The organism is Lawsonibacter faecis, from assembly GCF_014287675.1.
Lineage (GTDB): Bacteria > Bacillota > Clostridia > Oscillospirales > Oscillospiraceae > Pseudoflavonifractor > Pseudoflavonifractor faecis.
This window is the reverse complement of record NZ_JACOPQ010000001.1, coordinates 137525-159599: the sequence shown is the minus strand read 5'-3', so window position 1 is coordinate 159599 and position 22075 is coordinate 137525. Positions and strand designations below refer to the sequence as shown.

Sequence of the window (22075 nt, the reverse complement as noted above, 5' to 3'; positions counted from 1 at the left end):
GCGCGGTATGGAAAACTTTAACTTCTATCAGCCCACCCGGGTCCACTTCGGCGCGGGCCGCCTCAATGAGGTGGGGGCCGTGGTGGGGAAGTACGGCAAAAAGTGCATGCTGGTCACCACCACCAACGAGGAGGCGGTTCTCCGGCCCCTCTACGACCGGGTGAAGGGCCTGCTGGCCGGGGCGGGCATCGAGGTGGTCCACTTCGACAAGGTGGTGCCCAATCCCACCATCGTGGGCATCGAGGAGGCCATCGGCATCGTCCACGCCGAGGACATCCAGGTGGTGCTGGCGGTGGGGGGCGGCAGCTCCATCGACACCGCCAAGTCCATCTGCCTCTTCCACGGCGCGGGCAAGGTGGACTGGGGCGAGGTCTTCTCCTCCTACACCGACCCCTTTGCCGAGTACGAGTCCCCCTCCCCGGTGAATCTGCCCCTCATCGCCGTGCCCACCACCGCGGGCACGGGCAGCGAGCTCACCCAGGCAATGGTCATCTCAGACCAGGAGCACAACGACAAGGAGTGCATCTTCCACGACAAGGCCTTCGCCAAGGAGGCCATCATCGACCCGGAGCTGATGCGCACTCTGCCGCCCCGGATGACCGCCATCACGGGCTTTGACGCCTTCACCCACGCCTTTGAGAGCTATCTGCGCGACTGCGCCTCCCCCTATACCAAGATGATCGGCCTCAGGGCCATGGGACTTATCATCGACACCCTGCCCAGGCTGGTGAACGACACCGGCAACATGGAGCTGCGGGAGCGGATGGCCCAGGCGGCCATGTTCTCCGGCATCTCCCTCGGCAACGCCGCCGCCTGCCTCCCCCATCCCATCAGCGAGATTGTGGGCGGCGTGGCCCCACGGCTGGCCCACGGCCAGTGCCTGGCCACCCTCTATCCCCAGTTCCTGCGCTGGCAGTGTACCCAGAGCGTGGAGAAGTGCGCCGACGTGGCCCGCCTCTTCGACCCATCTCTGGCCGCGGCGGACGACGCGGCGGCGGCCGCCCGCCTGAGCGAGCTGATGGTGGACTTTCTCCAACGGGTGGGACTCTACAAGTCCTTCGAGGAGCTGGGACTCACCGAGGACGAGCTGAAGGAGGCCGAGGCCTGCCCCGTCTTCAACTTCCTGCCCTTCGCCCCCAAGGACGTGATGGTGGGCATCCTCCACGACAGTTTCCGGTTTTAGGGGCGCGCCATGATTCAATTTAAAGACGTGCCCTATCTGCGTCCCGACATGGACGCGCTGGAGCGGGAGCTGGGGGCGGGCATTTCCGCCCTGGCGGCGGCGGACAGCTTTGAGAAAGCCTATTTCTCCCTCCAGAGCGCCGAGGCACCCCGCCGGTACTACATGACCATGGCCACCATCTGCGAGGCCTACAACACCATGGACACCAACGACGCCTTCTGGGCGGACGAGTGGGCCTGGTTCGACCAGACCCGGCCCCGGTGGGACGCCCTCATCACCCGCCTGGGGGAGGCGCTCAACGCCACACCTTACCGCTCGGAGCTGGAGGTCCATCTGGGGGCCGAGACCTTCCGCCATGCCGAGGTGACGGCCCGGGCCTTCTCCCCCGCCATTGCCGCCGAGCTGGAGGAGGAGAGCCGCCTCTCCGCGCAGTACTCTAAGCTCTCCGGCAACATTACCGCGGAGCTGGACGGCAAGCGGTACACCCTTGGAGAACTGGGAAAATTCCAGGACAGCTCCGACCGGGCCTCCCGGGAGAAGTTCGGCGAGATCCGCCAGAACGCCTTTTCCGAGGCGGCTGAGGAGCTGGACCGGATCTATGACGAGCTGGTCCACGTCCGCCACCGCATGGCAAAGAAGCTGGGCTTCTCCTCCTATACCGACATGGGCTACTGCCGTCAGGGCCGCACCGGCTACGGCCGGGAGGAGGTGGCGGCGTTCCGCAGGGAGATCGAGACCGGCATCACCCCGGTGGTGGCCGCGCTCTATGATAAGCAGCGGGAGCGGCTGGGCTATGAGACCCTCTGGGACTTCGACGAGGACGTGAGCTTCGCCGGGGACGGCCCCAAGACCAGGGATGGGGCCGTGGAGGAGCTGTTCGACGGCGTCTTCGGCGAGCTCTCCCCCGAGAGCCGCTTCTACTACCAGGAGCTGCGCCGCTGCGGGTTCTATGACCTGGGGGACCGCAAGGGCAAGATCCGGGGGGCCTACTCCAACTATCTGCCTCTCTACCACATGCCCTTCATCTTCGAGACCTACGACAGCTCCCCCGGGGCGGTGAAGACCTTCGCCCACGAGTGCGGCCACGGCCTCCACTCCTTCCTGAAGCGGGGCGAGCCATTCGTCGACAGCTGCGAGGCCTCCTCCGACCTGTGCGAGATTCACTCCATGGCGATGGAGTTCTTCGTCTGGCCCTGGCTGGACCGGGTGTACCCCGAGGCAGATGTGGACAAGTACCAGTACTTCCACATGAAGAGCGCCATCTCCTTCCTGCCCTACGGCGCGGCGGTGGACGAGTTCCAGACCGAGGTGTACGACCACCCCAACCTGACCCCCGCCCAGCGGCTGGAGCTGTGGCAGGGGCTGGAGCGGCGGTACATGCCCTGGCGGAAGTACAAGCACGAGAACTTCCTCTCCCAGGGCCGGGCCTGGCAGCGGCAGACCCACATCTACAAATGGCCCTTCTACTACATCGACTACGTCCTGGCCCAGACCTGCGCCCTCCAGTACCACTTCCTGGACGAGGAGAACCACGCCAAGGCGTGGGACAGCTACCTCACCCTCCTGCGGGAGAGCGGAAAGCACTCCTTCGACAAGACCCTGGCCCTGGCCGGATTGGAGTCCCCATTCACCCCCGGCGTTGTGGGCAGGGTGGGACAGCGCGCCATGGAATTCCTAGAGAAAAACGGGTGAGAACATGAGAGATATTCTAATAAAAAACGGTAAAGTCATCACCATGGGCCCCCAGGGGACCCTTGAAAACGGCCAGGTGCTCCTCCGGGGCGGCAGGATCGCCGCGGTGGGGGAGAGTTTGGACGCACCCGGCGCGGAAATTCTGGACGCAAAGGGAGGCTATATTCTCCCCGGCCTCATCGACGCCCACTGCCACATCGGCCTCTACGAGACCGCCATCGGCTTCCCCGGGGACGACGGCAACGAGACCTCCGACCCAGTGACCCCCCAGATCCGCGCCCTGGACGGCATCTACCCCCTGGACAGCGAGTACGGCGTGGCGGTCCGGGGCGGCGTCACCACCGTCGCCACCGGGCCGGGCAGCTCCAACCCCATCGGCGGCCAGTTCGTCGCTATGAAGACCTGGGGCAGGACGATGAACGAAATGGTCCTCCGGGCCCCGCTGGCCATGAAGGTGGCCTTCGGTGAGAACCCCAAGAACTGCTTCGGCAAAGGGGGCCGCCAGCCCGTCACCCGCATGGCCACCGCCTCCCTCATCCGGGAGACCCTCTACAAGGCCAGGGAATACGCCGACAAGAAGGACCGGGCGGGGGAGGACCCCTCCAAGCGTCCCGCCTTCGATCTCAAGCTGGAGGCACTGGAGCCGGTGATCCGCCGCCAAATCCCCCTGAAGGCCCACTGCCACCGGGCGGATGACATCATGACCGCCCTGCGCATCGCCGACGAGCTGGAGGTGGACATCACCCTGGACCACTGCACCGAGGGATATCTGATCGCCGATGAGATTGCCAGAAGCGGACGAAGCGCCATCCTCGGTCCCCTGGGAGGCTTCCCCCAAAAGCCGGAGGTGCAGCTCCAGAGCTTGGAGGCCGCCGGAATTCTGTACCGGGCGGGGGTGAAGGTGGCGATTATGACCGATCTGCCCGCCAACCACCTGTGGTATCTCCCCATGGCGGTGGGTATGTGCGTGGGTGCGGGCCTTCCCGAGGAGGAGGGCTTTAAGACCATCACCATCAACGCGGCCGAGATTCTGGGCCTCCAGGACCGCCTGGGCTCCCTGGAGCCGGGGAAGGACGCCGACGTGGCGATCTTCAGCGGCAACCCCATCCGGGATCTCTGGTGCCGCTGCACGGCAACCGTTATGGACGGCGAGGTCCGGCACAATATTTTGTGATGAACAAGCGCCCCCACCGGGGGGGGGCAGGCACGGAGCGCCCTGGGGGGCATCCATATAAATTTAAGGAGGAATATTCTATGAAGCACATCAAAATTGCCGCGGGCCTGGCCCACGTGAACTACGGCAACATCGCCGCCACCGTCAAGACCGCCATGGACGCCGGTGCGGACTATGTCCACTCCGACGCCGCCGACATGCACGACCTGAAGAACATGCAGCTCATGGGCGGCCACCAGATTATCGAGGCCATCCGCCCCGTCACCGACAAGCCCATCGAGTGCCACTTCTATACCAACGACTGCGACCGCCTCTTCATTGAGAAGATCGCCGCCGCCGGGTGCAATATGCTTATCCTGCCCGCCGAGAAGTTCATAGGCGCGCCCCTGGCATACATCATGAACTACTGCCACGAGTTCGGCATGAAGATCGGCCTGACCCTGGGCTGCTACACGCCCCTGTGCTTCGTGGACGAGTCCATCTACGACATTGACCGCCTCCAGATCGTCATTCACGGCGTCAGCAAGACCGACGGCAAGGACAACTGGGACTGGCGCCGCAGCTCCATCGACCTCATCCGCAGGGCCCGCAAGGAGATCAACGACAAGAACCCCGAGTGCGAGCTGGCCGTGGACGGCGGCCTGCGCTGGAACAACATGGAGCCGGTGGTGGAGTGCGACCCCGACGTGGTAATCCTCTCCTCCGCCATCTTTAAGGAGCCCGACGGCATTGTGGCCGGCGTGCAGAAGTGCCGCAAGGCCCTGGACGACGCCGCTGAGAAGTTCGGCCTGAAGTAAGACCTGACGCAACAAGAAGCGCGCTGCAAACCGGCCGGTTTGCAGCGCGCTTTCTGATACGGGGCTTAAAGTCCCGCCAGCAGCTCCTCGCTCAGTGCATTTGCCACGGCGTAGACCCTGTCGAAGTCCACGTGGGGGTTGTAGAGGGCCTCCAGGTCGTCGTGCATGGATTTGGCCTGCTCCAGGGACTCCACCGCCTCCTCCATCAGCGCGCCGGACACCTTGCGGGAGAAGCGCAGCCGGGCGCGGTTGCGCCGCAGCAGATCGGGGTCCCCCATGGCGTCCATGCGGATACGGCGGTAGGGCCGCTTGCCGTAGGGCAGGGCGGGGGTGCTGGTGACGAAGGCCAGGGAGAGGGCGGGGATGAGCAGGTGCTCCATCCGGTCCGGATACAGGGGGGAGGGGCAGACGATCACGTCGTACCCCGCCGCCATGGCTCCGGAGGCCAGGTGGGTGAGGAGCACGTGGCCCAGGCCGTAGGTGTCGGAGAGCTCATAGACCCGCCTGCACAGGGCGTCGGCGGTATCGAAATTGCACAGCACGCCCTGCCAGGTGATGCCGCCCAGGAAGCGCTGGATTGACTTGCCCGGCTCCCGGCCGGTTTTCTTTACCTCCCGGGATAGAATTCCCTTGGCTCGCTTGGCGATTTTGGCGTCCACCGCCGGGGTGGCCACCATGGCGCGCATGTCCTCGCCAATCTGGGCCGCCGCCGTCAGACAGCGGTAGGCCCGGGTGTAGCAGCCCTTGTACCCCGTCATGCAGGACATAATCTCCCTGCGGACGGTCCGCAGCCCCTCCCGGTCGTAGCACTCGCCCAGATTGACGTAGCGCTCTACCACACCGGGAAATTTAGGCTCCACCACGTGGGAGTGGAGGACGTAAACACAGAAACGACGAAACGGCCAGGGAAGTTTCCCAGGCCGTTTTTATATCATAAATAAAAATTGGACAAGGCATAGCTGCTCACAATGTTTTGAATGGTGCTCATAGCACCCTGAAAATTTGCAACTTGCTTGCGGAATAAAAATACCTGCTCCAGCATTGGAACAGGGTAAAATCGTTAAAATTACATAATGAATGTAAATTCATCGTTTTTGCTTGAAAGCTCGTCGGGTTATGAGCCCGACGAGCCTGTTTTTTAGTAAAAAGTGGATGTGCCTCGAGTATTTAACCGTGAAGGCCTGCTGATATGCGGGATTTCACGGTTTTTATATACCCAAATCTCGGCTGATTTATATAGGAACCACCAAGGAAAGATTGCATACTGCTTGCGAAAGGAAAGGTCATCATTATGATAACAGGAAGACTTGTAGAAGTAAACAATCAATACTATGCAATTTTGAATCTCAAGCACCCGGATGGTAGGCGGCTGCAAAAACGGTTTGACTTGGAACTGCCTGTTCTCAATAATAAGCGCCGGGCACAGGAAAAACTCCAGGAACTATGCGCAGATTATACCCGCAGGCAGCAGGCAGAGCAAAACCACCCTAACGTCATTCTGCTGGATTTTATAGAGAGGTGGATCGAGGGCCGCAAGTCCGAGATCTCACCGTCGACCTACCGCAACTATCAGCATATGGCCGAACACCATATGAGAAATTATTTTGGAGAGATTCAGCTTCGGGAAGTGAGCTATCAAACAATCGAGGACTATTATCAATATTTGCAAAAACAGGGCCTGTCCTCCACCACGATCCAGCACCATCATATGCTCCTGCAGAGTGTATTTCGGGAGGCCTGTAAGCGGGAGATCATCCTGCGCAATCCCATTGAGTTTGTCAGCAAGCCCAAGCGGCAGAGGCCAAAGGCAAATTACTACTCCGAGCAGGAGGCTCGGCAGCTTCTGGGTGCAATTAAGGGGACAAAGCTGGAGTTGCCGGTTACCTTGGCCTTGGCTTACGGCCTGCGCCGCAGCGAGGTACTCGGCCTTCGGTGGCAGGATATTGACTTTGAGAACCAGACGCTATTGGTATGCCACAGCGTAATTGAAGGTATTGACGATGGTAAGCGGGTGGTGTGCCAGAAGGACACCTTGAAGCAGGCGGCATCCTACCGAACCTTGCCGCTGTTTGAGCCGATTATAACACTTTTGCAGGAGGAATGGGAGCACAAAAAAGCATTGAAACCAGTTTATGTATGCAGTGACCGCTATGGCGATGTTATGAAGCCGGATGTGGTCACCCATGACTTTCAGAAGTTTCTGGCCGAAAACGGAATGCGTCATATCCGTTTCCATGACCTTCGGCATAGCTGTGCCAGCCTTTTGATTGCAAAGCACACGCCGCTGATCCAGGTGCAGCACTGGCTGGGGCACAGCACGATGATCACGACCGCCGACCTCTATTCCCACCTGGATTCCAGCTTGATAGCGGAATGCGGGGAAGGAATAAAAAATTTTGAGGATATGAATCCACAGACCAGCCCATAAATCCATTTTGTCTGTTATTGCAATTATTCTTGCGCTGCGGCAGCAATCACGGGAGTCCCGTGGATTGAGAAATCATTTCACAACAGGTCGGAAAGATGATAGAATTGTAAGATAAATTTTACGATGGATGAGTGAGATTGGAATGGGGATAGATAGCATCATTGTCTTTGACCTGGAATGGAATGGCGGTTGTGGCGAGGCTCAGCTCAACGAAATTCTCCAAATTGGCGCCCTTAGGCTGGAGCGGTTTGACGGCCCGGTGGTGGACACGTTTAGGGCCTTCGTAAAACCAATTGTCCACAAGACGCTAAATAAGGCCGCAAGGGCCCTGCCGTTTTCGATGGAAGAATTGGTCGGTGGAGAGCCTTTCCCTTTGGCGCTGGAGCGTTTTCTGAGCTGGTGCGGGGAGGACTGCCTGTTTGCTTCCTGGGGCCCTCATGACCTGAAAGAACTCCGGGACAACGCGGCATTTTGGAAGGTCAATATACCTCTGCCTGAAGCTGCCTGTGATTTGCAGGCGGCTGCCGGAAAGGTGTTTGGTGCAAAAGGTGAAATAGCGCTGAGCGTGATGGCGGAGTATTTAGGGCTGCTGGACAGCCTGGATTTTCACGACGCGCTGAACGACGCCTTTTACGCCGCCATGATTGGAAGAACAGTTGTGGCAATGGGCGGTGAGGATATGATTCTCGCTTGCTGCCACTCCAGTATTTTTGACCGGTACACCTACGCTACCTTTAGACCATACGACCTATACCCCTATGTCGTACATACGGGACCAAGGCACGGCGGTTTTACAGGAGAGAAAGCCGTCTTAAATAACCGCAACGTCCGCCGCCAGTTTTGTCCGGTGTGTGGAAAACTATTGAATATCGCCCGCTGGTATCCCTTGGGAGAGTACAGCTACCTGGCGGGGGTGACTTGTCCCGAACATGGCCGACAATATTTCTGGGCCACTCTATCGCTCAGCGGAAAAGGGACTTGGCGTGGGAAAGTACATACGCTAAAAATGGGGCCGGATATTCAGACCCTGTATAAACGCTGTGACAAGGAAAGCGTGATTCTCTGTAAAAGATTCAAGCATAGAAAACGCAAGACGAGGCATCAGCCGATACTGCAAGGCCCATAAGGTTAATACAGACTGGCGCCCACTGGAAATGCTGAGGTCATTGTGGTACAATCATACTGGCTGTCAGCCAGGACTTAAGGGGGAAATGCCGGATGAAAAAGAAAGAGGAAATCACGATCCGCTCCAGCGCGGCTGAATATCTGACCTTTGTTGCCTCGACCGGAGACAGTAAGGAAAGTATTGAGATGCGCTATGAGGATGAAAATATTTGGCTTACCCAAAAAATGATGGCACAGCTCTATGATGTAGATGTCCGGACCGTCAATTTTCATATTTTAAAGGTTTATGAAGATGACGAACTTGTGGAGGAGGCAACTGTCCGAAATTTTAGGATAGTTCAAACGGAAGGCAGCCGTCAGGTGAGCCGTGAAGTCAAGCACTATAACCTTCAAATGATTATCGCTGTGGGCTTCAAGGTAAATAATGAGCGGGCCGTCCAGTTCCGCAAATGGGCAAACGCCATCGTCAAAGATTACACCATCAAAGGCTGGGTCATGGACGCAGAGCGTCTGAAGAATGGCGGCACAGTTCTCACAGAGCAGTATTTTGAAGAGCAGCTTGAAAAGATCCGTGAGATCCGCCTATCTGAGCGGAAATTCTATCAGAAAATTACAGATATCTACGCCACGGCACTTGATTATGACCGGACTGCAAAGACAACGAAGGAGTTTTTTGCTAAAGTACAGAATAAGATGCACTTTGCCGTCCATGGGCACACTGCCGCCGAGGTCATCTATACGCGGGCAAACGCCGAAAAGCCGCATATGGGTCTGACCACCTGGAAAGAGGCGCCTGATGGGAAAATTATGAAGACTGACGTCTCCGTTGCAAAGAACTATCTATCAGAAGATGAGCTGTACTCCCTGGAACGCATCGTCTCGGCCTATCTCGACCTGGCTGAGGACCGGGCCCGGCGCCACGTTCCCATGACAATGGAGGATTGGGCCAAGCGTCTGGATATTTTCCTTACAGCTGATGACCGAGCGATTCTCACGGATGCCGGGCATATCACGGCGGAAATTGCAAAAGCCCACGCCGAATGTGAATTTGAAAAGTACCGGGTGATACAGGACGGGCTGTATGAGAGCGATTTTGACCGGTTCTTGGCAATGGAGCAGGACATAAGATAGGTAACCGACGGGGATGGCCAATCTAGAAGAAAATTGAAATGAGCGAGCAAATGTCCATGTTAGGCGTTTGCTCGCTCATTTTAACTAAAATCTTCGAATGTCAGGGAGTATATTATGGATATGTTAACTGCTAATGTGCCACACCAGTGCAGATAGCCTTAAAATCACAGCATTTGCATTTCTCTATATTACTACAATGTGGAAAACGGCCCGATTTTATGCTTTCTACAGTCCTTTCAATCTCATGCTTCATATGGGCCATATTTATTAGGAAAACTCACAAACCGTTGTTCTGCTGTGGGCATCAGCCCACAGCCAGTTGGGAATTGAGCTCGATATACTCAGCCATACGGCGAAACTCATCGGCATATTTGAATTTTACGCTGATGTTTCCGCCTTCGTAAACCTTGATATGGTCTACAAGTTCAATGAGTATGTCGCGTGTCAGCTTTTCGATGTTCTGATATTTAAGGAACGCCGTCAGAAACGGACTTTCCGCGTCCATACCATTTTCAAGCTGATCCCGTTCTGCCCGCAGGGTGCGGAGAACGGCATTGATGGACTCGGCCTGCTGTTCGTAGTCCTCGCTCATGTGCCGGTAATCGGTATGAGTAATCTCGCCGTCTTTCCAGTCTTGATAGAGAGCCTGTTTGTAGCGCATGATTTTGGACAGCTCTTTTTCCTTAATTGCTATCATATCTTCCAGACGGCAAGACTTGCTCTTTTTCAAGGGAGCGGCATTGATACGGGAAACAAGCTCCGAATAGGTGACTGCCAAATGTACCTGCTGTTGGATGGCGAACAACACGCCAACCTCCAGACGGGTATTTTTTATGGAGTGCATCGTGCAAGCGGTTTTTGAAAGGCTCTTGTAAGTCCCACATTGATAATAGACATAAGTGCCTTTTGAAGCGATCCGGGACATAGCCCTGCCGCAGTCAGCACATTTCAGAAAGCCGCTGAACAGATAGAGTTGTTTCTGCTTGGGTGCTGTACGGGTGTCCCGCTTCAGCAGCCCCTGCACTTTGTCAAAGGTTTCCCGGTCTATAATGGCCTCGTGGGTGTTTTCCACGATAAACCATTCTTCCTCTGGCACACGCTCTTGAATATGGATTTTGTAGCTTTTCACCCGCTGGCGGCCTTGCACCATATCCCCCACATAAACACGGTTTTTCAAAATCGTGTCAATGGTGATTGTGCTCCACATAGGATTTCCCTGGGCATTGGGGGCATTGTATTTCAAGCCTTGGCTTTGCTTATAAACGGTGGGACAAGGAACGCCGTGGTCGTTGAGGTAGAGGGTGATGCCTCGCTTGTTCTTTCCCGACAGGAACATGGAAAAGATGCGTTTTACAATTTCAGCGGCCTCCGGGTCTACCAGTAAAGCGTGTTTGTCCTGCGGGTCTTTGATGTAGCCATAGGGAGCATAGGAGCCGATAAACTCACCGTTGCGCCGTTTCATATCAAATACCTGTCGGATCTTCTTTGAGGTCTGATAGCAGTATTGATCGTTCATAACATTGGTGATCGGCACAATGATATTGGAAACACTATCCGGGTTGCGGTAGCTGTCCACGCCCTCGGCCAGACTGATAAAGCGAATGTTGAGCCGCACAAACAGGTTTTCTATCAGATTTCCTGCGTCGGTATAGTTACGGGAAAGCCGGGAAAGGTCTTTGACAATTACGCAGTTGATTTTCCCGCTGTAAATATCGGCCAGCAATCTTTGAAAATCCTCGCGGTCTGTGTCCGTCCCGGTCTTGCCGTCGTCAACATACACATCGTTTTCGTCCCCCTCATAGAACTCGTCCATGTGGGTTTGGTGATACTGTTCCAGCAGAAGCCGCTGGTTGACTACGCTGTTGCTTTCGTCCCGTCCACGGAGCAAGTCCTCTTTGGAAAGGCGGATATATTTACCCAGCCGCCAGCGCATCGATTTATAAGAAGTAGGGGAATTGGCGGTGTTGTTCCCCCGGTTTTTGGTTCGTGCCATTTGTCCTCCTTCCCTATCACATTACACCTATATTATACCTCTGTCCGGGCGGGACAACAAGGATGCTTTTGACAGCCCCAGCCTCGGGACACTTTGTCTCGAAGCAAAAACCGGACTGTGTAAAATCACAGTCCAGCTTTCATGCGGAGAAAATAAGAGGTCAAAAGCTCTTGAAGCGGCGGCCCATCATCGGCAAATTCCAGCTTAATCACCATGTCTCCGTAACGGAAACAATAGGGATTTTTCATTATGGCCAGCATATTCGCCGCCCGCTGCTCCTTCGGGAGAGTGTTATCAAAAGTCATTCCACTAACATCCACAAGTGTGTCTTTGTCTACGGCGGCAATATCAATGCGGCGCATCGATTCGAGTTGCGCGGCAGTTACTTTCATATAGCACCCTCCTTAAAATGTGATTTTGAAAATTGCGGTTTCCTGTTGCATGGGAAAACAGGAAGGGCCAGCACCCGGAAGTGCTGGCCCTTCGTCTTTCTCCACCTCGGGACACTCTGTCTCGAAGCTGTTTTATAGAATTGGGAGCGCCGCGCTCATTTTCTTGCCCTGCCATAAGACAGCGATATTCGGCGCGACGCTCCCGCACAACGGATAACTGCGGCCCGGAGGAACAGGCGGCCAGCCTGTCCAACTGCGGATCATGGCCGTGGACTGGCCCGGCCCATTTGCGGCGCTGGTGTTGTTCGCTCGTTCCCGTGGAGGAAGTCACAGCGCACCCGCCGCTCGGCTCCCCGCGCTATGCTCGGGGCCGCCCGTTATTCCATTGTGGAGAAGAAACCTCCTCTCATATACCACCAGAAAAAAGGGGGTAAATGGAGATGCTGATTAGAGATTTTTTCTCAAATATTTTTTCATGGCCTCGATCCCGCACAGGACGGAACTGCGGACAGCGCTTTTGTCCACGCCCTCGTCCCGAGCAATCTCCCGATAGCTCTTGCCGAGAATGAGGTGGGCATCCACCCGGCGGCCCTGAATCTCCGGCAGGGAGTTGATGGCGTTCCAGAGGTGGCAGAAGCGATCCATGCGCTCCAGCAGCTCCTGCGGGGACGGCTCATGCACACAGGCGGAGTATTCGATCCCGTCATCGCAGTCGAGGGAATAGTACGCCTTGTTGTAGCGGACGCGCTCGGCGTGAGCGGCCTCGGCCAGCTTGCCAGCCCGGAGCTCGGCGGCCACTTCATCGGGAACCTCGATATATTCGTTGGTTAAGTACCAAGGGTAATAGTCTTTCAAATTGATGGTAGTCATTATATTTTCCTCCGTTCAGATTTTGGTGAGTGGCGATCTGGACGGAGGGGCGGCGGGGATCGACAGCCGGGGTCGCCCCTACCAACCTCGGGACAAAGTGTCTCGAAGCTGGCAAATTGGAAAAGAAAAGCGCCTGCACAGCGCAAAGCCATGCAGACGCACGAAATTGTATTTCTATTTATAGACTTAAATATTTCATGTTTATGGTCAGACTTGCCCGGAGGTGGGACTGAGCTTTTTTTAGCTGGTGGAGATCATGCAGGCTATGGAATAGTAAAATGGACACGGCGATACCTCCCGGATACCGCCGTGTCCTCAAAAAAGGGCGACTTTAACACGCCCCCCGTATTCCAATTTTCAAAGCGGAAAACGGCGGCTTGAAATATAATGTTTCAAACCGCCGCAACATCGCAAACGCAAGATCGTTGTGTAGCAACGGTTTTGTGATTGGGTGTTTATGCTGTAACAAAAGAAAGAGCCGATAATCCGTGCTTACAGCTACGGGTTATCGGCTCTGCGTCTGTGCGTCTGGCTCTTTGATAACTGTTGTTTTAAGTTGTCTTACGCTTATCAATGTTTCTTGCTTACACTTCGGGCAATATAAAGGGTAATTTACTAAGATGGTATCTACCCTAATTCGATCTCGGGTTTTATTCCCACAAATCGGGCATCGTACCCATTCATTTTCATTCATGCTATTAGACTCCCGTAAATATTGATGCGGAATTTATTGCTTGACGAAGAAACCTGCCACAGCTCCATCTTCAAAGAAACTCACCGTATAAGTTAATTTACCGCTTTCATAGTTTGCAATCTGGATAACACGGACAAATTCTTTCCCATCATCCGTTTTCCCCGAAGCAAATGAAACATCACCATAATCCTCAAATGCGCCAAGGCTTTCTACGGTCTTTCCGCTTGCCTCAAAAGTCGACGCATCCACGGCGGGGTTATTGTAAATTTTCGCAACGCCCTCATAATCAAAATCATTCAAGGCATCAATTAGCACGCGGGCATTTTCTGTTAGTACTTCTGTGTCGGCCCACTCTGGCAATTTATTGCTCCCGCAAGACGCAAGTGCAACAATGGCTACAAGGCAGAATAGGACTTTAACAATTTTCTTCATTTTGAAACACTCCTTTTTTATATTTCATAGTGAACAGTAATAGCACAATCGAGGCAACAAAAAGTAACATTTCAAGTACAGATGGAGAGAGCCCATAGTTAAGCAGTATCACAGAGAAATCGTATACGGTATGAAGAACAATCGCCAACATCAAATACCGATATTTCTTTTTATGAAAAGCGTAAAAAACAATAAACGAGAATGCAATTTGAGCAATTTGAGTAGAGATACGCTCTACCCCCGCTAATGCAACGCTCGCTCCTGTGCTGGCAAGATAATCAGAGGAAAAAAGGATAAGAAAGATATTGTTTATTCCAACTGATAAAGCCTCTATTCCACCATGACCAAAGCCGTAATATAATGGAATATTATTAACGGTGCAATCTCTGGTAACAAAATGAAATGCTATGTACCTACCAAATTCTTCTATAAGTGCTGCGGTAATAGAAATGAAAAGCATATATCCAACCGGGTTTGAAATCTCAAAAATCTTGTAGGCATCTATACTTTCCAAAATCGAGAGAACTGGTTGCCTAATGCATACCTGCGAGATCAAGTAAGTACACCCGCCGACTAAAAAAATTTTAAGACTTTGCTTCGATTTTTTTAGAAGAAATGCAAAAACAGCAGTTGGCACTCCAACACAAATTACGATATTGAACCACGCGCATATTATGCCAATCATCTAAAAGCCCCTCTTTATGCGCTTTTATTCTGGCTATCAACTTTTTCCCCAATATACGAATAAATGATAGGTGCCAGCAAAGCAATTATTGTAGCCAGAATGGTTAAACCTGCAAGTCCGTTATCAAGTGGTATAAAAGAAATAATTATATATACAAACCCACAAATAACCCAAATTGCACCTGCAAATCTATGAGTTTTATTCCAGTTATCGGGGTTGCTTTTTGTCCACGGTAATTTATATCCAGCAATACTGTTTGGCTGGTTTTTGGGAAGATAATTACCTGCAACAATAAAGAGTACCCCGACAATAGCCAAGACAATTTTGGTAATATTCAGTCCATATCCCGCCGCCTTAAAAAGAGAAAGAGGAACAAAGATGACCGAAGCCAACGGAACGGCCCAAAAACAAAGCCCCTTTGTAATAACCGAAAGGTGTTGTTTGGATTTGTCATTTTCGGTTTTAATGGCAACAACCAAGTGAATGGCAAGCATAAAAAGGGGGATGCCCCATGCTCCGATATTTTTTCCAATAAATCCATTCGCCTCCCCAACGCTGTTCCAATGAATAGGCATTTGATTGGGTAATTGTCTATACAATAGCGCGGATACTACCAACGGCAACACACACACGATTGATGACAATACCATGCGTTTACTAATTTTCATTGTCCTTACCTCCTGTAAATTGGGAAACCCAAATTAAAACATCTTCAAAGACGGTTACATTGAGTTCATAAAATATGAAGTTCTTATATTTTGTCTCAAGCACAAGACCAGCCTTTTTTAATTGGCTCAAGTGATGAGAAATGGTAGCCGCTGACAAATCAAAGTGCTTCCCAATATCACCAGCCGAAAGGCGCCCGCTCTTTAGTAGTTCCAAAATATCTCGACGAACAGGATCGGAAAGAGCTTTCAATGTATCATGTAGTCCCAACGCTAATTCACCTGCCTCTATTTTGATGTTTATCTAAATTCCATTATACTCAAATCAAGTCTCATGTCAACTGCTATTTTGAAATTCATCGAAATATGATGAAATTAAATATGTAGTAGTATGAAAACATAAATCGTTCAAATACTAACACCTGAAATGTAAAATTACATTGGGTGATGTCTATGCGATTTGAACGCGATGAGCGCAAATTTGATTTCCACGATATAGGGCGCGAGATTAAGCGCAAAAGAGAAGCCAGCGGGATGACACAGGAACAACTGGCCTTTATCATTGACCGCGATCCCCGTACCGTCATGTACCACGAAAACGACGGCCAACATCCCAGCCTGAACATCTTCTATCAGTTGGTAACGATGTTTGATATATCGGTGGATCAGTTCTTTTATCCAGACATGGGCGCAGACGATGCCTGTAAAAAGCGCATCAATATCATGCTCAGTTCCATGAACAAAAAAGAATTGGAGCTTGTGGAAAAACTAATCCGGGCAGTCAAAGACAGCCAAGAAACGGAGGAAGCGTAAAAAAGCGTGACCTCCGTTTTTTGCGCCATTTTCGGGGCTGCACGAAACGGCAAGCAGGGCGAGTGTATAGACACTCGCTATTTTTGCGCCCCGAGGGGCCTGCAAAAATGCTTGTTGGGGAGCCTCCCCAAACCCGGCAGACTTCGGGACAAAGTGTCCCGAAGTGGCGGCGCATGGCGCCTTTTGTCTGCGGCCTGTCGCTATCGCTCCTGTGCCTTATTTTCCCGCCCGCCGGTTACGCCGAGCAGATGATCGATGTTTGCCTTGATCGCCACGGCCTCCCGCATATCCTGCTGGGCCTTGCGGTATTCCGCATAAAGGGCTTTTTTCTTTTCAGCCAGTTCACGGCGGGACTTTTTGAGCGCATCCATCTTGGGGAGCTTAGCCCCGGCCAAAATATCATTCATAGCAGCCTTAGCTGCCCGGTAGCTGGCAAGCTCGGCCTCATGCTCGGCAAGATAATTCTTGCTGTACCGTGCCGCCTTGTAGCCGTCGAACACGGGGCGGGTCTTGGCATACTCCACCGTAGCCGCCATGAGCTCGGAGGCTTTGGCAAGGGCCGCCTCGGTGTCCCGCAGCTCCCCGGCCAGCGCATGAAAGCGATCCACGGCCCCGGAGGTTTGGGCGGTCAGCGCGTCATAGTCGCCCAGCTCATGCTCCCGGAGATATTGCAGGGCAGCGGCCATCTGTTTGAGGTTGTAGACCTTGGCCCACCGTTCATAGGCCGGGCCCTTGCCCTGGCTCAACCGCTCTTGAATGTCGATTATGAGATTGATCCGCTGGGGCGGCGGGGCCTCGTCGGGGATCTCCGGGGCGGGCTGTTCTCCGGCAATCACCGCCCGGATGTCCTCGGGATCGTAGCCGTCCCCCAAGGTAGAGGCCCGGAGCCGGGTGGGTTTCTTTTGCCCCGGCACAAGGAACGAAATCACGCCGCCCCGCCCACGCTTCACGGCATACCCGGCCCCCTCCATAAGCCGCAGAAACGCCTCGAAGTCGGCGGGCTTTTTTGCCAGCGCGTCCCCTATGGCAAGGCGCAGCCTCTGCTGTGCAGACGGGGGCCGCTCACCGATCCATTGGCCGTAGTGGAGGAACCGCCCCTTACTGTGGAGCTTGGGGTTGGTAATCACGGACAGGTCATTTTCAAGGCATACCCGGTCGGAGAGCCGCCGCAGGGCGCTGGCCGATCTGAAAAAATCCCGGTATTTGTGGGCGCAGTCCAGCGCGGTTGAATTATAATAAATGTGGTTGTGGATATGGCGGCGGTCTGTATGGGTAGCAACGAAAAAAGCGTGTTTGCCCTTCGTCCATCGCATGGCTGTCTCATAGCCCACACGGTTTGCCTCCTCGGGGGTGATCTCTCCGGGCTTGAACGACTGGCGAATCTGATAGCAAAGCACATCCGCATCCCGCCGCTGTTCCCGGCCCGTGATGGCTTTGTATTTTGCCTTGGAGAGCAGGAACTCCGCATCGGCGGTCATGTGGTCGCACTCATAGCAAGAGATCAGCTCTCCGCCCTCGGTCTTGTCCGGGTTCTGTCCGTATTCAAAACGGTCTTTCAGCGATTGGGCTATGCTTTCCCCCTTGCTGATGTGGTGAGCCTTTAGGTAGGTCGTGGCCGTGGATATTCCCCCTTTCCAAGAGAAAAGCGGCGGCTACGCATAGCCGCCGCCTCGCTGCTTCGGGACAAAGTGTCCCAAAGTAATCAGTCCGTGATAAAGCATTTCAAAGAGTAGTTGAGCCCGTCCAGCTTGCAGATCAGCCACTCGGCTACGGCTGGCAGGCCAAAGGGAGAAAGGAGAAAAGCCATCACCAGCCAGGTGATCCCCCACGGGGTATGACTCTGAATGAACAGCTCAAACAACCCGCCTACTGCGAAAACAAGGGACAGGATGCCAGCTACCCAAGACGCAACAGAAACACTAAAACTCAATACCGCTACGATGAGTGTGAGCGCCAGCATGAAAGGGGCGGCGACGATTTTCAGAATGATCCGCATAACTTGATACCTCCTTGAAAATTGAAAGTTTTTTCCTACATGATAATTATACCTCCGTCCGGGTGGGACAACAAGGATGCCTTTGGCTTTCCCCACCTCGGAACACTTTGTCCCGAAGTCGAGAAAACCGGGGGACGGCACGAGGCCATCCCCCGGACATTCAGAGCGCCGTCACAGCAGAGAGTTTTTTGAGCAGATCGGAGAGCGGCTCCCACAGGGCCGCATAGTCCTTCTGAAGCTGGGCAATCTCCTCGGGATAGATGCCCCCGTAGGTGTTGACTTGGATCGCCACTTGATTGAGGTTATTCGCACACCGGCGCTGTAAGGACACCAGTTCCCGGATGTCTGAGAGGTCAACATGGAGCACATACCCATTGAGGGCCATCTTGCGGACATAGGCGCTTAGATTGCTGATCCCGGCCTCGGCCATGCGCCCTTGAATAGCCTTCATCTCGTCGGGGCGCACCCATACATAAATCGGCATACTGCGGACGCGCTTTTTTGTCATCGCTCCTCGCGCTCCCGGCTGCGGCGCTTGTTGGGCGGCTCTTTCACCTTATCCAGTTCCTTTTCCTGTTCCGGGAGCAGATCCGGGAGCTGGTTGTTCAGAACACCGTCGATCATGTTGTAGTTATGCTCGGCGGCGATCTCCGCACTTTTCATGGGATTATATCTTTCTTCCATTTTGATCCTCCTATCGGTCGCCCCGGTCGGGGGCTTTTTTCTTGGGGCCAGGATCGCCCCGGTTGGCCTCGGTCAGAGCAACGACCTCCTTCATCTGCTGGGCAATCGGCCGGGGCCTGCCGCAGCTTTCCCGCCGCAGCTCGGAAATATCGGGGGCGGAACGGAGCTCATAGTCGGACACCTGCTTTTCCGTCAGCGGTTTGGTGTAGGTCAGATGGCCCCACGCCACAAACGCGCCGCCCTCCACAGGGATGCGCTGATCGTAGTTGACGATCTCATCCGGGGCGTTATGGGGCGGCTTCGGGAATGTGCCGATGTCCACAGGCCGCTGGGTGGAATAATACTTGTAAAGGCCGGGGGCCTCGATCTGCACGATCTTGACCTTGAAAAGCCGCTGGTAGTCCTGCACCCGGTCTGCAAAGTCCTTTTCCATAGCGGTCAGATCGTTCCCGTAGTGCCCCCACTCATATTGACGCTGGCCGTTTTTGTCATCGTAACAGGCCCATGTGACATAGGGGGACGGAGCGGTGGGATTTTCACCCAGCGCAAAGCCCCTGCCGTTTTCCAACATGACAGCCTTCAGAATGGCATAGCCTTGATTTTTGTCCATTGTACCTCCTTATCGTGACATATCCTTTTCCGTTTTCCGGGCAAAGGACTGGAGCTGGTAAGGGCTTTGGCCGTCCTCGGGACGCAGGAAGTCCAGACGGGCCGCCGCCCGGATCGCGTTCTGGTTGAGCTGCCGCTGCCACGCGCCCTGGCTGGGAGCCCACTTGAAGCCCTCGGACTTTAGCACCCGTCGCTGATCCTCCGGGGGCTTTTCATCGAAAAGCAGTTGCAGACGGTTCTCGGCCTCGTTGATCTTGGCCTCGCCGCCGGGGAAAGTCCAGCCCACAAACTCGCTGCGGTTTTTCAGATCGTCAATGCGCTGGCGTACCCGGCGAATATTGGCGTTGTTGTTTGTCAGCAGAAAAGAGGGGTAAGGCACCGGGTCTTTGCGCCAGTCATTCGCCATAGAGGATTGCAGCCTGCCAATATCCTCGTCGGACAGGCCGGGACAGCCCTCCAAGGTCTTGTGCTTGCGGTAATAGGCATTGACGCTTTTCATGGTGGCTTGTAGTTTCTCCAGCCCCGTCAGCTTCTTTTCCAGCTTTTCCACGGCAAGGTCATCATCGGCGCTGATCCCGCCTGTACCCACAGACCTGATCTTATCCAGCAACTTTTCAATTTCCATGTACTCGCCCATATTGCGGTCACGGGCGGCGTTCTGCTTTTCCTTTTTGCGTACCGGGAAATTGCCGCCCCCGGCGATCAGAATAGACGGTACACGGCCATCAATGACATGGGACTCGTTAAGGTTTGCGGCCAGTTTTTTGGCGTAGCGGTCAACCAGCGCGTCGATCTTGTCATGGTACATGGGATCGACACGGGCCTTCTGGCGTTCCGCTATGGCATACGCCTCATCCACCATCTGGCGGTAGGCGCTGGTAGCCGAGCCGGGCTTGTAGTCGGAAAAGCTGTTCATATCCTTTGCCCGCTTTGCCGCCACCTCGCTGATTTCATAATATTTCGGCATGGTTCCTCCTTTCAAAAATAGCCCTACTTCGGGACAAAGTGTCCCAAAGTACAGCGTAAAAATGTTGACAGCATCGGGGCCAAACAGGGGCGGGCAGTAAAAACATACGGCCCACCCCTAAAGCGGCCCCCAAAAGCCTTGAGATACCGGGCTTTTTTCGGGCCTAATTGTCAACAGACCAGCCCCGTTTTTTCTTCATGTGATCCCGCTGCTGGCGACGGTGGGCTTTCTTGGCACAGGCCGGGGAGCAGTAGCGCGTCCTGCCGTCCGGGAGAAAGACGCTGCCGCAGACCGGGCAGAGCCGGGTTTCCGGGGCGGGGCCCTCGGCGGTCAGCCCCGCCTCCAGCACAGGATCAAGGGGCAGGACGGCATCCCGGAAGTAACGACAATAGGCACCCGTCCAGCATTTCCCCAGCATATAACACTCGCAATCCAGCGGTAAGCAACCGTATTCCCGGTCGTAGTTGGCGCACCACTTTGTCACCAGCGCACGGATTTTTCCCTTTTCCTCTCGGGTCAGCTCACGGGCCACAGCATCACCTCCCGCCAGCCGAGGGTTTGAGCAAATCCCGGTAGCAGGACATACAGGCGATGCCCCGCCAGTAGGGACAGCCGTGACAGCGGGAGCCCTTGGGTGCCTTGGACGGGGGCGGGGTCTGAATGTGGGACGGCTTTTTCATCATGGCCTCATAGGGGCTTTTCGTAAAGTTCATGCTTCGTCCTCCTCTCCGGGTTCGGGATCGTCCTCGTCCCACGGAGGGCCGTCATCCTCAAAATCGTTGTAAGCGTCCATTTCTTCCTCGTAGTCATCCTCGGGCGCAGCGGCCTGCTGGTGCTTGGGGCGGTAAATCTTGAAATACCACCCGGCCCCGCCGCCAACGGCGAAGATGGCAAGCACAAGGATCAGCGGCCCGGCCCCGTTCTTTTTCGCGGCCTCCTCGGGTTCGGGTTCCGTGGTAGGTTCAGGATCGGGCTCCGGGGTCACGCCCGCACACTCGCCCATATTGACGGAGCAGACCGGGCAATCGGTGTTGATCGCACCCACCACGCATTTCTCCTTACAGGCGCAGGCGGGCAGTTCAACGCCAGCGGACTCCATAGCAGCCAGCAGATCAGCCTCGTCCACAATGCTGAAAAAGTAGGTTTCGTACTGATCGCCGTCCTCGTCGGTGGGCTTGTCGTAGTCGATGACGATATAGAAAGTGTTGCCGCCGCTGGTCTGGACAGAAATAAACTGCTTGTTGGTGTTCTTGTCATAAAGCAGATCGCGGGTCACTAGGTTGCCCTCCTCTGCAAAGCCCGCGCCGGGTTCAATGGTGGGCGCGGGTTCGGGCTCCGTTGCGGGCTCGGTTTCCACCACGGGCTCAGTCTCATAGTCCATGTACTCGTCGCCGCCCCCGGCATAGGCCGTAACAGAAAAACCGCATAAAAAAACGACGGAGCAGAGCGCCGCCATCAGCATCCTAAATCCTCTTTTCATACAGTCTCCTCCTTGTCCTCAGACTTCGGGACACTCTGTCCCAAAGCAGCCTTGCCGCCGTTCTGGATGGACTGGAGCAGCAGGGGCAGATCGGTGAGAGAAATACTCATGCCCCGCACGATGTCCACGATCTCGCTGTTTTCCGCCTCGTGCTTTTTCTGTTCCAGCTCCTTCAGACGGGCCTGCTGTTCCGCAATCTTGGCCTTGACCTTTTCGATCTCAGCCTCGATTTTTGCGCTTTTGCTGATTGCCATATTCAAAAATC

At 54.7% G+C, this 22075-nt stretch carries 27 protein-coding genes; 8 read left to right on the top strand and 19 right to left on the bottom strand.

All coding sequences use genetic code 11. The features are described from left to right. The first annotated feature begins 7 nt into the window (after positions 1-7). The 4 genes from H8S62_RS00760 to H8S62_RS00745 all read left to right on the top strand — a co-directional run bounded on the left by H8S62_RS00760 (position 8) and on the right by H8S62_RS00745 (position 4846). Positions 8-1183, top strand: coding sequence for an iron-containing alcohol dehydrogenase (locus tag H8S62_RS00760; protein ID WP_155145325.1), 1176 nt, complete (start codon positions 8-10; stop codon positions 1181-1183). A 9-nt stretch (positions 1184-1192) separates the two neighbouring features. Beyond that, positions 1193-2875 (top strand): M3 family oligoendopeptidase, encoded by a 1683-nt coding sequence (locus H8S62_RS00755; RefSeq protein ID WP_186918191.1) that lies wholly within the window; start codon positions 1193-1195, stop codon positions 2873-2875. Between the two features lie 4 nt (positions 2876-2879). Next, on the top strand, positions 2880-4049 hold the full coding sequence (locus tag H8S62_RS00750) for an amidohydrolase (protein ID WP_186918190.1): 1170 nt from the start codon (positions 2880-2882) through the stop codon (positions 4047-4049). 80 nt (positions 4050-4129) lie between these two features. After that, positions 4130-4846, top strand: coding sequence for a ribulose-phosphate 3-epimerase (locus H8S62_RS00745; protein WP_155145331.1), 717 nt, complete (start codon positions 4130-4132; stop codon positions 4844-4846). Between the two features lie 65 nt (positions 4847-4911). Here the strand turns inward: H8S62_RS00745 and H8S62_RS00740 are convergent, their stop codons facing one another. Further along, a complete protein-coding gene (locus H8S62_RS00740; RefSeq protein WP_341480994.1) occupies positions 4912-5685 on the bottom strand; it encodes a hypothetical protein in 774 nt (257 codons plus the stop codon). A 452-nt stretch (positions 5686-6137) separates the two neighbouring features. On the opposite strand from H8S62_RS00740, the gene H8S62_RS00735 reads away from it, so the two are divergent. The 3 genes from H8S62_RS00735 to H8S62_RS00725 all read left to right on the top strand — a co-directional run bounded on the left by H8S62_RS00735 (position 6138) and on the right by H8S62_RS00725 (position 9530). Next, positions 6138-7274, top strand: coding sequence for a tyrosine-type recombinase/integrase (locus H8S62_RS00735; RefSeq protein ID WP_186918189.1), 1137 nt, complete (start codon positions 6138-6140; stop codon positions 7272-7274). 127 nt (positions 7275-7401) lie between these two features. Next, on the top strand, positions 7402-8400 hold the full coding sequence (locus tag H8S62_RS00730) for a 3'-5' exonuclease (protein ID WP_186918188.1): 999 nt from the start codon (positions 7402-7404) through the stop codon (positions 8398-8400). 92 nt (positions 8401-8492) lie between these two features. Further along, on the top strand, positions 8493-9530 hold the full coding sequence (locus tag H8S62_RS00725) for a virulence RhuM family protein (protein WP_186918187.1): 1038 nt from the start codon (positions 8493-8495) through the stop codon (positions 9528-9530). A 304-nt stretch (positions 9531-9834) separates the two neighbouring features. Here H8S62_RS00725 and H8S62_RS00720 read toward each other — a convergent pair whose 3' ends face one another. From H8S62_RS00720 to H8S62_RS00685, 8 genes are all read right to left on the bottom strand, one after another. Next, positions 9835-11523, bottom strand: a complete 1689-nt coding sequence (locus H8S62_RS00720) for a recombinase family protein (RefSeq protein WP_186918186.1) — start codon at positions 11521-11523, stop codon at positions 9835-9837. Between the two features lie 125 nt (positions 11524-11648). Then, on the bottom strand, positions 11649-11915 hold the full coding sequence (locus H8S62_RS00715; protein WP_186918185.1) for a DUF6870 family protein: 267 nt from the start codon (positions 11913-11915) through the stop codon (positions 11649-11651). A gap of 447 nt (positions 11916-12362) precedes the next feature. After that, positions 12363-12785: an RNA polymerase sigma factor gene (locus tag H8S62_RS00710; RefSeq protein WP_186918184.1), complete on the bottom strand. Its 423-nt coding sequence runs from the start codon at positions 12783-12785 to the stop codon at positions 12363-12365. 505 nt (positions 12786-13290) lie between these two features. Further along, complete coding sequence (locus H8S62_RS00705) at positions 13291-13479, bottom strand: cysteine-rich KTR domain-containing protein (RefSeq protein WP_178870371.1); 189 nt, start codon at positions 13477-13479, stop codon at positions 13291-13293. A 33-nt stretch (positions 13480-13512) separates the two neighbouring features. Then, positions 13513-13911 (bottom strand): DUF3887 domain-containing protein, encoded by a 399-nt coding sequence (locus tag H8S62_RS00700; protein WP_186918183.1) that lies wholly within the window; start codon positions 13909-13911, stop codon positions 13513-13515. Further along, the gene (locus H8S62_RS00695; protein ID WP_186918182.1) at positions 13895-14596 is read right to left on the bottom strand and encodes a YhfC family glutamic-type intramembrane protease; all 702 of its coding nucleotides are present in this window, start codon (positions 14594-14596) and stop codon (positions 13895-13897) included. Before H8S62_RS00695 ends, H8S62_RS00700 begins: the two co-directional genes overlap by 17 nt. Before the next feature lie 14 nt (positions 14597-14610). Next, the gene (locus tag H8S62_RS00690; protein ID WP_186918181.1) at positions 14611-15264 is read right to left on the bottom strand and encodes an SdpI family protein; all 654 of its coding nucleotides are present in this window, start codon (positions 15262-15264) and stop codon (positions 14611-14613) included. Then, the gene (locus H8S62_RS00685) at positions 15254-15532 is read right to left on the bottom strand and encodes an autorepressor SdpR family transcription factor (protein ID WP_178870381.1); all 279 of its coding nucleotides are present in this window, start codon (positions 15530-15532) and stop codon (positions 15254-15256) included. Before H8S62_RS00685 ends, H8S62_RS00690 begins: the two co-directional genes overlap by 11 nt. A 182-nt stretch (positions 15533-15714) precedes the next feature. Between H8S62_RS00685 and H8S62_RS00680 the strand changes: the two genes are divergently transcribed. Further along, positions 15715-16074: a helix-turn-helix transcriptional regulator gene (locus H8S62_RS00680; RefSeq protein WP_186918180.1), complete on the top strand. Its 360-nt coding sequence runs from the start codon at positions 15715-15717 to the stop codon at positions 16072-16074. Positions 16075-16274: 200 nt separating this feature from the next. On the opposite strand, the gene H8S62_RS00675 is transcribed toward H8S62_RS00680, so the two are convergent. From H8S62_RS00675 to H8S62_RS00630, 10 genes are all read right to left on the bottom strand, one after another. Continuing rightward, the gene (locus H8S62_RS00675; protein WP_186918332.1) at positions 16275-17633 is read right to left on the bottom strand and encodes a relaxase/mobilization nuclease domain-containing protein; all 1359 of its coding nucleotides are present in this window, start codon (positions 17631-17633) and stop codon (positions 16275-16277) included. A 143-nt stretch (positions 17634-17776) separates the two neighbouring features. Beyond that, positions 17777-18070, bottom strand: a complete 294-nt coding sequence (locus H8S62_RS00670) for a CD1845 family protein (RefSeq protein WP_186918179.1) — start codon at positions 18068-18070, stop codon at positions 17777-17779. A gap of 160 nt (positions 18071-18230) precedes the next feature. Further along, a complete protein-coding gene (locus H8S62_RS00665; protein WP_186918178.1) occupies positions 18231-18578 on the bottom strand; it encodes a plasmid mobilization protein in 348 nt (115 codons plus the stop codon). After that, positions 18575-18754, bottom strand: coding sequence for a DUF4316 domain-containing protein (locus H8S62_RS00660; RefSeq protein WP_186918177.1), 180 nt, complete (start codon positions 18752-18754; stop codon positions 18575-18577). The genes H8S62_RS00665 and H8S62_RS00660 overlap by 4 nt, the downstream gene beginning before the upstream one ends. A 10-nt stretch (positions 18755-18764) precedes the next feature. Beyond that, positions 18765-19364: a defense against restriction DarA-related protein gene (locus H8S62_RS00655; protein WP_186918176.1), complete on the bottom strand. Its 600-nt coding sequence runs from the start codon at positions 19362-19364 to the stop codon at positions 18765-18767. A gap of 9 nt (positions 19365-19373) precedes the next feature. After that, positions 19374-20330: a hypothetical protein gene (locus H8S62_RS00650; RefSeq protein ID WP_186918175.1), complete on the bottom strand. Its 957-nt coding sequence runs from the start codon at positions 20328-20330 to the stop codon at positions 19374-19376. A gap of 163 nt (positions 20331-20493) precedes the next feature. Continuing rightward, positions 20494-20862, bottom strand: a complete 369-nt coding sequence (locus tag H8S62_RS00645) for a cysteine-rich VLP domain-containing protein (RefSeq protein WP_186918174.1) — start codon at positions 20860-20862, stop codon at positions 20494-20496. 4 nt (positions 20863-20866) lie between these two features. Next, positions 20867-21043: a hypothetical protein gene (locus H8S62_RS00640; protein WP_186918173.1), complete on the bottom strand. Its 177-nt coding sequence runs from the start codon at positions 21041-21043 to the stop codon at positions 20867-20869. Next, positions 21040-21810, bottom strand: a complete 771-nt coding sequence (locus tag H8S62_RS00635; protein ID WP_186918172.1) for a DUF4366 domain-containing protein — start codon at positions 21808-21810, stop codon at positions 21040-21042. Before H8S62_RS00635 ends, H8S62_RS00640 begins: the two co-directional genes overlap by 4 nt. Next, positions 21807-22064, bottom strand: coding sequence for a DUF4315 family protein (locus H8S62_RS00630; protein WP_186918171.1), 258 nt, complete (start codon positions 22062-22064; stop codon positions 21807-21809). Before H8S62_RS00630 ends, H8S62_RS00635 begins: the two co-directional genes overlap by 4 nt. Positions 22065-22075 lie beyond the last annotated feature (11 nt).

Coding starts and splice junctions, on each gene's coding strand:
- H8S62_RS00760 (WP_155145325.1), top strand. CDS start 8: ATGGAAAACTTTAACTTCTATCAGCCCACCCGGGTCCACTTCGGCGCG.
- H8S62_RS00755 (WP_186918191.1), top strand. CDS start 1,193: ATGATTCAATTTAAAGACGTGCCCTATCTGCGTCCCGACATGGACGCG.
- H8S62_RS00750 (WP_186918190.1), top strand. CDS start 2,880: ATGAGAGATATTCTAATAAAAAACGGTAAAGTCATCACCATGGGCCCC.
- H8S62_RS00745 (WP_155145331.1), top strand. CDS start 4,130: ATGAAGCACATCAAAATTGCCGCGGGCCTGGCCCACGTGAACTACGGC.
- H8S62_RS00735 (WP_186918189.1), top strand. CDS start 6,138: ATGATAACAGGAAGACTTGTAGAAGTAAACAATCAATACTATGCAATT.
- H8S62_RS00730 (WP_186918188.1), top strand. CDS start 7,402: ATGAGTGAGATTGGAATGGGGATAGATAGCATCATTGTCTTTGACCTG.
- H8S62_RS00725 (WP_186918187.1), top strand. CDS start 8,493: ATGAAAAAGAAAGAGGAAATCACGATCCGCTCCAGCGCGGCTGAATAT.
- H8S62_RS00720 (WP_186918186.1), bottom strand. CDS start 11,523: ATGGCACGAACCAAAAACCGGGGGAACAACACCGCCAATTCCCCTACT.
- H8S62_RS00715 (WP_186918185.1), bottom strand. CDS start 11,915: ATGAAAGTAACTGCCGCGCAACTCGAATCGATGCGCCGCATTGATATT.
- H8S62_RS00710 (WP_186918184.1), bottom strand. CDS start 12,785: ATGACTACCATCAATTTGAAAGACTATTACCCTTGGTACTTAACCAAC.
- H8S62_RS00705 (WP_178870371.1), bottom strand. CDS start 13,479: ATGAATGAAAATGAATGGGTACGATGCCCGATTTGTGGGAATAAAACC.
- H8S62_RS00700 (WP_186918183.1), bottom strand. CDS start 13,911: ATGAAGAAAATTGTTAAAGTCCTATTCTGCCTTGTAGCCATTGTTGCA.
- H8S62_RS00695 (WP_186918182.1), bottom strand. CDS start 14,596: ATGATTGGCATAATATGCGCGTGGTTCAATATCGTAATTTGTGTTGGA.
- H8S62_RS00690 (WP_186918181.1), bottom strand. CDS start 15,264: ATGAAAATTAGTAAACGCATGGTATTGTCATCAATCGTGTGTGTGTTG.
- H8S62_RS00680 (WP_186918180.1), top strand. CDS start 15,715: ATGCGATTTGAACGCGATGAGCGCAAATTTGATTTCCACGATATAGGG.
- H8S62_RS00670 (WP_186918179.1), bottom strand. CDS start 18,070: ATGCGGATCATTCTGAAAATCGTCGCCGCCCCTTTCATGCTGGCGCTC.
- H8S62_RS00665 (WP_186918178.1), bottom strand. CDS start 18,578: ATGACAAAAAAGCGCGTCCGCAGTATGCCGATTTATGTATGGGTGCGC.
- H8S62_RS00660 (WP_186918177.1), bottom strand. CDS start 18,754: ATGGAAGAAAGATATAATCCCATGAAAAGTGCGGAGATCGCCGCCGAG.
- H8S62_RS00655 (WP_186918176.1), bottom strand. CDS start 19,364: ATGGACAAAAATCAAGGCTATGCCATTCTGAAGGCTGTCATGTTGGAA.
- H8S62_RS00650 (WP_186918175.1), bottom strand. CDS start 20,330: ATGCCGAAATATTATGAAATCAGCGAGGTGGCGGCAAAGCGGGCAAAG.
- H8S62_RS00640 (WP_186918173.1), bottom strand. CDS start 21,043: ATGAACTTTACGAAAAGCCCCTATGAGGCCATGATGAAAAAGCCGTCC.
- H8S62_RS00635 (WP_186918172.1), bottom strand. CDS start 21,810: ATGAAAAGAGGATTTAGGATGCTGATGGCGGCGCTCTGCTCCGTCGTT.
- H8S62_RS00630 (WP_186918171.1), bottom strand. CDS start 22,064: ATGGCAATCAGCAAAAGCGCAAAAATCGAGGCTGAGATCGAAAAGGTC.